Below are 10,252 nucleotides of genomic sequence, written 5' to 3'. Positions count from 1 at the left end.
ATTGCTGCCAAAATCGCCTCTCACACACTACGCAAATTGCTTCGCCGCCTTTTTGGTATTGATGTTCTCACCTTCCAGTCTCATTCTCTTTAATTCACATTAGACGTAAGTTAATTCTCTAAACCTACCACGTCCAATCACCATTCAGTTGTCGTTTATCTGGAATATATCTGCTATCCAGTCGCCAATGTTTTAAGCATGGTGTAGCGTTAAGCAGTAGAGTAACACAATGTATTACTCTACTTACCTAGCCTAATTACCTAGTTAACGTGAGTTCGACGGAACCTAACCCCAACCCCTTCCCTTGTAGGGAAGGGGCTGAAAATCTATAACTGAGTACCAAATAATCAAGGTTTTAAGCCTCTCCCCGCGTCGGGGAGAGGTTTGGAGAGGGGTTCTTCCGAATTTATCGAACTCATCACTTAAAAAGGTTATTTGTTTAGCTCGTCAGCTGCTTTCAATCCCTGTTCAAATTCATCAACAGCTTGAATGGAATCGGAAATAGAAAGGCATTGCTCTAGCAAAGAAATGTCTAATTCTGGCAGTATCTTACTTGTGACTATCAGCTCATACCCATAAGTTTCAGGGTAAACAGTGGCTTGCTCATTCTGGGAATTGTTCCGCAGATGGTACAACTTAAACTGGTTTTTCTGCCAAAACCAGACTTCTGTAACTCCTAGTCTGCGGTAAATTTCTAGTTTGTTGATACTGCCGCTAGTAACAACTACTTCGATGGCTAAGTCCGGTACTTTTTTCTCTTCACCTATGCAGTAACACTCATCTGGTTCTGCACCTGCTTTTTTGGCTTTGTTTTTAAAAGTAGAACTTCCCATCGGCACAAAACGAATGCGCTTGCTGTAGAAGAAACGCTCTAACAGCATACCTAAATTCGTTTTGATTTTTTCATGTCTAATTGATGGCGACACTATCTCTAATATTTCATCTAAATAAGTAACACGGTAATGAGAGTTGTTTTCTAGTTTGGCTAGTAGGGATTCATAGTTTTCCCAACTCACCCCACTGCTGATAAACCTTTCCTCTGAGTCGTCATGACGATGTAACTCTGGCTCATCAATTAGTTCTTTAAGGCTGTTGACCATTGTCATCTCTCCGGTTTAATCATATTGTCTATGCTTATCCCCCAATTTGTGACATGGTGCGGCTGTAGACTCCTGTCGTACCTGAGTCGCGTCCTTTATAGTTAATTTCTGGTTTGATTGCTAATAAATCTCTAACCTGTTCTCGTAACTGGTGGGTGCTGATACCATTACGTAAAGCGGTTTTTAAGTCAAGTTGACCAGTTTCGTTTAATAAGCAAGGACGTAACCAACCATCAGCACTCAAGCGCATCCGGTTACAGCGATCGCAAAAACATTCTGACATTTGACTAATAAATCCTAGAGTACCCTTGGCTCCAGGGATTTGGAAGACATCCGCCGGGCCAGCTCCACGAACTTGAGATTCTGTCAAACCCCAGCGATCGCGGATTTTTTGGCGTAATTCGGCGGAGGATATCCAACCGCGATCGCCAAATAATTCTCCGTTACCAATGGGCATAAATTCAATAAACCGGATGTGCCATTGTTTATCAATACTTAAGGCGGCTAAATCTAAAATTTCATGGTCGTTGACACCAGGAATTACAACTACATTTAATTTCAACGGATCGAAGCCGACACGATGGGCTGCTTGAATCCCATCCCAGACTTTTTGCCACTGAGAACGTCCGCGATTGCCGATAATTTGGTCAAATATGTGGGGGTCGAGGGAATCTAAACTAATATTTATGCGCCTTAGACCAGCATCGTAGAGATTTTGGGCGATGGGTGCGAGTAAAAAGCCGTTGGTAGTCATGGAGAGGTCTTGCGTTTGGGGGAAAGATGCGATCGCCTTGACCAAATCCACCACACGAGGACGTAGTAAGGGTTCTCCCCCAGTCAACCGAAAGCGACTAAAACCAACAGGAATAAATACTTCTTGAACTAAAGTGAGCAATTCCTCATCAGTCAATAATTGTTGCTTGAGGATATAGTCTAGCTCTGACCCCTCTGGCATACAGTACTGACAACGGAAATTGCAGCGATCTATTAAGCTAATGCGGAGGTAGTCTACCTGGGTCATTGTGGTTTTATTTCTATTGTGAGCGATCGGTTGCATCTACAACATTAGAGTTCTATGATATCTTTTCAACAATTCAGAATATGACTCCGATATTCATCCTCAAACAACGCAGACAGGATTCGTTGTTACAATACCACCAGTCCGCTTAATTAAACGAGAGCAGAAGCTTATGATTACTCAAATGATGGTCCAACCCTCATTCTGGGTAGAATCTGGAATCAAACTAAGTCAAGTTAGGAATATATATTTATTTAAATTTACTGAAGAATTACAGTCTCGACTCGAAGAACTATCTGAGAAGAAAAAAGCCGGATTACTAACCTCAGAGGAAGACGCGGAATTGGCAGGAATATTAGAACTTGATAGAATTTTTACCTTGCTCAATGCCAAGATTATCTCAGAATCATGACCATCAATGATGTCACCAAAAAATTAGTCCGAGCAAGAGCTAAATTTCTTTGTGAATACTGTCATTCTTCTGAAGAAGCAAGTGCTGCGCTATTTTCAATTGACCACATCATGCCTCAATCTCTCGGCGGTTCAGATGCCCCTGATAACCTAGCGTTAGCTTGTCAGCGTTGTAACGGGTATCGTTATAACTTCACGACTGGAATTGACCCAAATACAGGAGAAATCATACCTCTATTTAATCCACGCCAGCAAAAGTGGCATGACCACTTTATTTGGTCAGAAGATGGTCTAAAAATTATTGGGCTTACTTCCACCGGACGGGCTACTTGTAATAGTTTAGATTTAAATGATGAACGTCATAATGAGGGGTCGATTGTCAAAGCGCGCCGTCTTTGGATCAAAGGCGGTTGGCATCCACCGGATGAAGACCTGCGAAAAATATAAGGTAGTTTAGCTATGATTCCTTTAATTTTTTCTTTTTCAAGTTTCGGCTTTTTTGATGCTTTTTTCAAACTGTCAAACTCACTTTAGATATAAGCTTCTAGGTAGGCTTTAAATCCTATGTTCTCATTTTATGATGCTTGATTTTTCATCAATCTTTGTACACTAACTAAAGCTCGATTCAACTCATAATTGCGTCTTTGGGGATTTTGTAAATAAGCTTGCTGTTCTTCTTCAATCATCTGTACATCTTTAACAACTAAACCATCAAGAAATTTTTGGGCTGCACCAAACAAACTATCTTTGATAAATCGTCGAAACCATATAGGTAATTTATGCAAGCGCCAAAAAGCGTTTAGAGATGTGAAATGAATTAAATAAGCTTTTGTTTGAGTTTCATTTATCGGACACAATAAACAATAAATTTTAAAATCTTTTCCCAAGGTAGACATCCAATGGGGATAGATGTAACTCACATCTAAAGGTTCAGGATGTAAGCGTCGTAAAGCCGGGAAAAATAATTGCGAAATAGACCAAATTTTATCTATTTTGTAATAGCTTTGGGCTTGATAATGAGCGTCTACACGATCGCTTGATTCTTTGATGTCTTGTAATTCTGCTTCTGCCCAAGCTTGTAAATCTTCATGTAAATGTCCGTGATACATATCCATCAGGTTTTCAATTAAATAAGAATAATGAGCCTGACAGTTAATAATGGCAACTGAAGCAATGTAATTCAAATGATCCCATTCTGGTAAACCCAGAGGCTCTACAGATGGTTCTCCATCACCAGGAAATAACCAAATAAAACCGTCTTGTTCTTTGACTGGGTAACGGCGAATTGTGCAGTTTGGTATTTTTTGATTCTCTGCTAAGTATGGAACAGATGCACATTCACCATGATGATTGAAGCGCCAACCATGATAAGCACATTCTAATTCATTACCGATGACTTGACCGTGACTAAGTTTAACTTGACGGTGGGGACAACGGTCTTCTAGGGCGTGAATTTGTCCTTCTTTGTCTCGATACAGTGCGATCGCCTGATGCCAAAGTGTCACACCCAAAGGCTTATTCGTGACTTCATCACTACGTGCAATTACATACCAATGATTAAGATTAATACCCAACTGACGAACATCACGTACAGGCACAATTTGAGACAGAGAGGACATAGTTTAAGGCATCCTTTTCGGCTATAAAAGTGAATTTGTTACATTAGTCATTAGTCATTAGTCATTAGTTAATTTCTCTTACACCCCCATATTTCTTATCACACAAGATATTACATCTTTTGTTCTCTTTACAAGTATGACCAACGTAGAAAAAAGCAGGGGAGCAGAGGAGGCAGGGGAGCAAGGGAGCAGGAGTATTTACTCATTACTCATTACTCATTACTCATTACTCATTACTCATAATTTTGAATATCAGGAGTTTTATATGGAAGCTTTAGACCTAAAATGGATACGCGCTCAGTTTCCAGCACTTACACAAAAAATTAACGGACAACCAGCCATATTCTTTGATGGCCCCGGTGGAACACAAGTACCGGGTTCTGTTCTCGATGCTATCAGTGACTATTTAGTGAGGTCAAATGCCAATGCTCACGGGTATTTTGCTACCAGTGCGCGGACAGATGCTTTAATTATCGCAGCTAGAACAGCGATCGCTGATTTTTTGGGTTGTCATAGTGATGAGGTGGTTTTCGGCGCTAACATGACGACCCTCACCTTTACCTTGAGTCGCGCTATTGGACGCACAATCAAACCTGGTGATGAAATTATCGTTACACGGCTAGACCACTCGGCTAATGTTTCTTCCTGGTATGCTTTGGCAGAACAAGGTGCAATTATTCGCGTTGTCGATGTCAAAATTGATGATTGCACCTTAGATATAAGCGATTTAGAACAACAGATTAACCCCCGCACCAAGTTAGTAGCAGTCACTTATGCTTCCAACGCTGTCGGGACAATCAACGATATCGCCACCATCGTCAAACTAGCCCATGCTGTAGGCGCTTTGGTGTTTGTCGATGCAGTTCATTATGCTCCTCATGGGCCGATTAATGTTCATGCTTTGGGATGCGACTTTCTCGCCTGTTCTGCATACAAATTCTTCGGCCCCCACGTAGGAATTTTGTATGGTAAGCGAGAATATCTTGCAAATCTGCAACCTTATAAAGTCAAACCAGCCCCCGATGAAGTTCCATCCCGTTGGGAAACCGGAACCCTGAACTTTGAAGGACTGGCGGGTGTGGTAGCGGCGATTAACTATTTGGCAAAATTAGGTTGTCATGTCTCGCCAACAATAGACGATGAGTTGGTTTCTACGTTGATCGAGGCTGATAAGGAAGGCTTAGAACACTTCCATTGTCCCCGGTTTTTAACATCACCAGAACAACCATCATCCACTCTGGCATCAGCTTATCACAGTCGCCGGGCGGCTCTAGTTGCAGCCATGTCAGCCATTCAGCAATATGAACGAGAATTGAGCCATAAGCTGATTTCCGGCTTGCAAGAAATTCCTGGATTAACTATATATGGCATCACAGACCCCAATCGTTTTGCTTGGCGAACACCAACAGTAGCAATTCGACTCCAAGGTAAAAGTCCAGAAACTCTTGCAAAAGAATTAGGCGATCGCGGTATTTTCTCCTGGCATGGTAACTTTTATGCCTTGAGCCTCACTGAGAAACTAGGTGTAGAAGCCAGTGGCGGCTTATTGCGCCTTGGGCTAGTACATTACAATTCAGTAGAAGAGATTTTGCAATTACTGCAAGCTTTAAAAGAAATTGAGCATCATTAGAATTAATAGAAAGATAAGATCCCCTATTTTTTACAGGGGATCTAGAAATTTCACTATTTTTCAGGAATAACAGCAATACATTCAATTTCTACTAATACATCTTTTGGCAACCGCGACACCTCTACACAAGCACGAGCCGGCGCTGTGGCTTCGTCAAAATACTTAGCGTAAACTGCATTTACATCTGCAAAGTCATTCATATCAGCCAAGAATACGCTAGTTTTGACCACGTTTTTAAAAGTCACACCTGCTGCTGTCAAGATAGCTTCCAAATTAGCGAATACTTGCTCAGTTTGCTTTTTTACATCATCAGTATAGACAACATCACCCAATCGGGGATCGATGGCAATTTGTCCAGCTACAAATAATAATTTACCAGAAGCAGCGATCGCTTGATTATAAGGCCCCACTGGTGCAGGTGCTTTATCAGTACGAATAACTTGATGTGTCATGGTTTCCTCTGCGGTGCGTTACTCAAAACCCAATCTGGGACGAATCCCATAATGGCGATAACGCCAATAATCCCGCAAAATGCGATCGTGGTCAAAACATAAATTATTAGGTACAAGCCAAGGCTCAAAAATGCCTACACCTTTAGCATCATCTCCCGCTTTGGGTTCTCCTGTCGCTGTCGCCAAAAACACAACACTAATGGTATGCTGACGAGGGTCTCGACTAGGGTCAGAATACACCAAAAACTGCTCAACTAATTCCACCTGCAAACCCGTTTCTTCTTCCGCTTCCCGTTGCGCCGCTACTTCCACAGCTTCCCCATAATCCACAAAACCCCCAGGAAGCGCCCAACCCAAAGGCTGATTATGTCGCTCAATTAATACTATCGGTCTATGTGGTCTGTCTATCAACTCAATGATGATATCAACCGTAGGTGCAGGATTTCTGTAATTCATAGTCATTAGTCATTAGTTAACAGTTCTCTTCTCCCTACTCCCCTGCTCCCTGCTCCCTGCTCCCCTGCTTCTTCCCATTCCCCTATCTACCGATAGCTTTCCAAGGTGGTCTTGGCGTGATAGATTCGATGCGATCACTTGTGATGGGCGCTTGCACCATCGCTTCTTGCTGTATTGAAAGTAAAATATGCCTTTTATTAGATCAAGCGGTGTTCTACTGCATCCTACCTCGTTTCCTAGTCAATTTGGTATCGGGGATTTAGGCTTAGAAGCCTACAAGTTTATTGATTTCCTCGAAAAAAGCTATCAGCAATTTTGGCAAGTATTACCCTTGGGGCCGACAGGTTACGGTAATTCTCCTTATATGTGTTACTCAGCATTAGCGGGAAATCATCTGCTAATTAGCCCAGAACAATTACTCAACGAAGGTTTACTAACTGAAGCTGACTTAGTTGATTTACCAAACCTTCCCACCGAAAAAGTTGATTATGAGCAGGTTGCATCAATTAAGATTCAACTCCTCAAGAAAGCTTGTGAAAATTTTAAAACTAAAGCATCAGCCTTACAGCAGAAAGAATTTGCGGGGTTTTGTGAAACTAAAGCCTATTGGTTAGATGATTATGCCTTATTTATGGCGCTGAAAGATACCCAAGATGGCGCTAGTTGGCACACTTGGGAACCAGCACTGGCGCAGCGTGAACCAGAAGCCTTGGAGAAGGTACAGCGTCAGATGACCGATGAGATTTTCTATTATAAGTTCATTCAGTATGAATTTTTCCGCGAGTGGTCAGAGTTGAAGACTTACGCCAATATGCGGGGGATAGAAATTATCGGTGATATTCCAATTTACGTAGCCCATGATAGTGCTGATGTTTGGGCGAATCCTGAAATATTTTGCCTAGATGAAGAAACGGGAGAAGTTGCACTCATGGCGGGTGTTCCACCAGATTATTTTAGTGCTACTGGTCAGTTGTGGGGCAACCCGGTTTACAACTGGGAGGAATTGCAAAAACAAGACTTTGAGTGGTGGGTGCAGCGTTTTGAAGCGATGCTGGATTACGTTGATGTGATTCGCATCGACCACTTCCGGGGGTTTGAAGCTTTCTGGACTGTACCCCAAGGAGAGGAAACAGCTATGAATGGTGAGTGGGTGACAGCACCAGGAGAGGAACTATTCGATGCAATTAAGCAAAAACTGGGTAAATTACCTGTCTTAGCAGAAGATTTAGGAGTGATCACACCAGAAGTAGAAGCACTACGAGACAAGTACGAATTTCCAGGGATGAAGGTTTTGCAGTTTGCTTTTGGTTCTGACCCTGGTAATCCATTTTTACCTTTCAATTACACCCGTAATTTTGTGGTTTACACGGGGACTCACGATAATGACACAACAGTAGGTTGGTTCAACCAAGCCAATGACTACGAGAAACAAAATCTATTACTTTATTTGGGTTGTGTTAGTCCTGAAGGTATCCACTGGGATTTAATTCGCTTGGCGTTGGGTTCCATAGCTAATCAAGCGATTCTTCCCTTGCAGGATATTTTGGGTTTGGGTAATGAGGCGCGAATGAATTTCCCTAGCATTGCTACAGGAAATTGGGCGTGGCGCTATGATTCCTCAGCTTTAACAGATGAATTAAGCGATCGCCTTAAGACTCTAACCAAACTCTACGGTCGCGCCCCTCATGGAAGATAGAGGAATTAATTTGTAATTCGTAATTTAGAGTGTGGGGGTTTAAGGGTGTAGGGGTGTAGATTTAATAGCTATACCCCTATACCCCCATACCCTTATACCTCTTCTACAATCCAGGTTTAGCAGCAGCAATCTTAATTTCTTCCTCTTCACCTAGTTGTCCCATTTCTTTGGCTGCTTGCTGATTGACACTCATCAGCACACCACCTGCATTGTTGGTTTTTACTGTTAGTTGTTCTTCGGCTTTCCAAACTCGATGAGTACCTTCTGGTAAAGTCCCCTCAAATTCTGTTTTACCGTCAGCTACTACACGAATCCACGATGATGCTTTGAGGGTGACACCAATCTGTACTGATTGATTACTTTTGTCTCTACTATGATGGTCTCCTATCGACGCTCGGTCATCGCTTACAGGTTCAGTTTTGATTAACTTCTCTTGAGAGTTGACTACAGTTCCTTGACCTATTACTGGTGTACTCTCGTTATTATTTGCCCTCAACTCGGCATTATTCAATAATTGAGACAACCCACTAACAGAGCAGATAATGACAAATATGTAAAGTAAATAAAGATGTATAGGACGTAATAGACCAATTGATTTAGGTTCGCCTACAGGCTGAAGTTTCATTTGCTCGGAAGCAACAGGGAAATTGCTTGCAAATTCTGCACCATTAAAGCCGACTGCATCCGCAAATTGTCTAATTAAACCTTGAATATAGATTGGTTCTGGCAAATCATTGAGATTACCTTCTTCAATTGCTTGCAACAATCGTCGGGGAATTTTGGTCATGGCGACCATTTCTTCTAAAGATAAACCCCGTTCTTGTCGGGAAGCCCATAATTGAGCGCCTAACTCTGCTATTTTTTCGGCTCTTTGTTGCTCTACGGAAAGTTGTGGTTGCGCATCCTGCTTTCTTTTTAGCCATTTCATGACTTGTCTAAACTCCTTACCTCAGCTGAATCTTTTAATAGAATTAAGTCTTAATTTTCAGTCAAAATTTATCAACTAACCGTCTTTATGGCTGGAGATTTTTAATGTTGACTGATTTGATAGGGATATGCTTTACCTGCTCTTGCAAACCGCAAATTTCGTCATCCTGAAGAAACCGATAATTTCCTTCACGTAATAAGGGTTTTTTTGGTGTTTGTAATTGAATTGAACCAATCGCAGTGCGGTGTAATTTAATTACCGGATATCCCAATTGTTCTGCTACACGGCGAATTTGGCGATTGCGTCCCTCCTGCAAAACGATTTCTAAACGAGTTTTATTACCAAGACTTTCTAGCAAGCTTACCTTGGCTGGACGGGTTTTTCTCCCATCTAACAGCACACCCCACCGCCACATTTGTAGCACTGCTTCAGGGGGATGACCTTTAACTAAAACTTGATAAGTCTTGGGAATACTGTGACTTGGATGAGTCAACCTGAACGTCAAATCTCCATCATTTGTCAGTATTAATGCTCCTGTAGAATCTGCGTCTAGGCGACCAACTGGATGAAGACCCAAACCCTTGCGTAATTCTTCTGACAATAAATCTAACACAGTCTTTCTACCCTGGGGATCGTAGCAAGTAGAAACTACTCCGGTGGGTTTGTTTAATAATAAGTATGTTAGATGAGGATGTTCTTGAGCAGATACTGACTTACCATCTACTGTAATTATATCTCTTTGAGGGTCAACTTTTTGACCTAATTGAGCCAATGTACCATTGATTCGCACCCGCGATCGCCGAATCATTTCTTCTGCCTCCCGACGAGAGGCAATACCCCATTGAGAAAGAACTTTTTGTAACCTATCCTCCATGTAAAAATTACGGATAATACTTTAAGGGTTTAAACAATAATCATAATATTGGCATTTTGTAGATATTA

Annotated in this window: 11 protein-coding genes and 1 pseudogene; 5 read left to right on the top strand and 7 right to left on the bottom strand. The window is 41.8% G+C overall.

What is annotated here, in order from left to right; translation table 11 throughout:
• Positions 1-93 (top strand): annotated as a pseudogene (locus H6G18_RS25355) (IS982 family transposase); the annotation flags it as partial.
• A gap of 338 nt (positions 94-431) precedes the next feature.
• Here H6G18_RS25355 and H6G18_RS18635 read toward each other — a convergent pair.
• Together H6G18_RS18635 and moaA are read right to left on the bottom strand one after the other, a co-directional pair.
• Positions 432-1,100 carry a Uma2 family endonuclease gene (locus tag H6G18_RS18635; RefSeq protein WP_190408589.1) on the bottom strand — a complete coding sequence of 223 codons (669 nt, stop codon included), beginning with the start codon at positions 1,098-1,100 and terminating at the stop codon, positions 432-434.
• Positions 1,101-1,134: 34 nt separating this feature from the next.
• Complete coding sequence (moaA, locus tag H6G18_RS18630) at positions 1,135-2,121, bottom strand: GTP 3',8-cyclase MoaA (RefSeq protein WP_190408588.1); 987 nt, start codon at positions 2,119-2,121, stop codon at positions 1,135-1,137.
• Positions 2,122-2,290: 169 nt separating this feature from the next.
• Here moaA and H6G18_RS18625 point away from each other — a divergent pair, with 169 nt between their 5' ends.
• The gene (locus H6G18_RS18625) at positions 2,291-2,530 is read left to right on the top strand and encodes a hypothetical protein (protein WP_096648910.1); all 240 of its coding nucleotides are present in this window, start codon (positions 2,291-2,293) and stop codon (positions 2,528-2,530) included.
• Positions 2,527-2,976, top strand: coding sequence for an HNH endonuclease (locus H6G18_RS18620; RefSeq protein ID WP_190408587.1), 450 nt, complete (start codon positions 2,527-2,529; stop codon positions 2,974-2,976). Before H6G18_RS18625 ends, H6G18_RS18620 begins: the two co-directional genes overlap by 4 nt.
• Before the next feature lie 128 nt (positions 2,977-3,104).
• Here H6G18_RS18620 and H6G18_RS18615 read toward each other — a convergent pair whose 3' ends face one another.
• Positions 3,105-4,148 (bottom strand): aromatic ring-hydroxylating dioxygenase subunit alpha, encoded by a 1,044-nt coding sequence (locus H6G18_RS18615; protein WP_190408586.1) that lies wholly within the window; start codon positions 4,146-4,148, stop codon positions 3,105-3,107.
• Between the two features lie 265 nt (positions 4,149-4,413).
• Here H6G18_RS18615 and H6G18_RS18610 point away from each other — a divergent pair, with 265 nt between their 5' ends.
• Positions 4,414-5,778, top strand: coding sequence for a cysteine desulfurase-like protein (locus H6G18_RS18610; RefSeq protein WP_190408585.1), 1,365 nt, complete (start codon positions 4,414-4,416; stop codon positions 5,776-5,778).
• Positions 5,779-5,831: 53 nt separating this feature from the next.
• Here H6G18_RS18610 and H6G18_RS18605 read toward each other — a convergent pair whose 3' ends face one another.
• Entirely contained in the window at positions 5,832-6,230 is a 399-nt protein-coding gene (locus tag H6G18_RS18605) for a RidA family protein (RefSeq protein WP_190408584.1), read from the bottom strand.
• A gap of 18 nt (positions 6,231-6,248) precedes the next feature.
• Positions 6,249-6,686, bottom strand: a complete 438-nt coding sequence (locus H6G18_RS18600; protein ID WP_190408583.1) for an NUDIX domain-containing protein — start codon at positions 6,684-6,686, stop codon at positions 6,249-6,251.
• A 187-nt stretch (positions 6,687-6,873) separates the two neighbouring features.
• Here H6G18_RS18600 and malQ point away from each other — a divergent pair, with 187 nt between their 5' ends.
• Entirely contained in the window at positions 6,874-8,382 is a 1,509-nt protein-coding gene (gene malQ / locus H6G18_RS18595) for a 4-alpha-glucanotransferase (RefSeq protein ID WP_190408582.1), read from the top strand.
• Between the two features lie 103 nt (positions 8,383-8,485).
• On the opposite strand, the gene H6G18_RS18590 is transcribed toward malQ, so the two are convergent.
• Together H6G18_RS18590 and H6G18_RS18585 are read right to left on the bottom strand one after the other, a co-directional pair.
• Entirely contained in the window at positions 8,486-9,310 is an 825-nt protein-coding gene (locus tag H6G18_RS18590; protein WP_190408581.1) for a helix-turn-helix domain-containing protein, read from the bottom strand.
• Between the two features lie 85 nt (positions 9,311-9,395).
• Positions 9,396-10,184: a pseudouridine synthase gene (locus tag H6G18_RS18585; protein WP_190408580.1), complete on the bottom strand. Its 789-nt coding sequence runs from the start codon at positions 10,182-10,184 to the stop codon at positions 9,396-9,398.
• Positions 10,185-10,252: the final 68 nt, after the last annotated feature.

Origin of the sequence: Anabaena subtropica FACHB-260 (genome assembly GCF_014697105.1) — a bacterium.
In the GTDB taxonomy this organism is placed as follows: Bacteria; Cyanobacteriota; Cyanobacteriia; order Cyanobacteriales; family Nostocaceae; genus Trichormus; species Trichormus subtropicus.
Note: the sequence above shows the minus strand (reverse complement) of the source record. Positions and strands in the feature narration are given on the sequence as shown.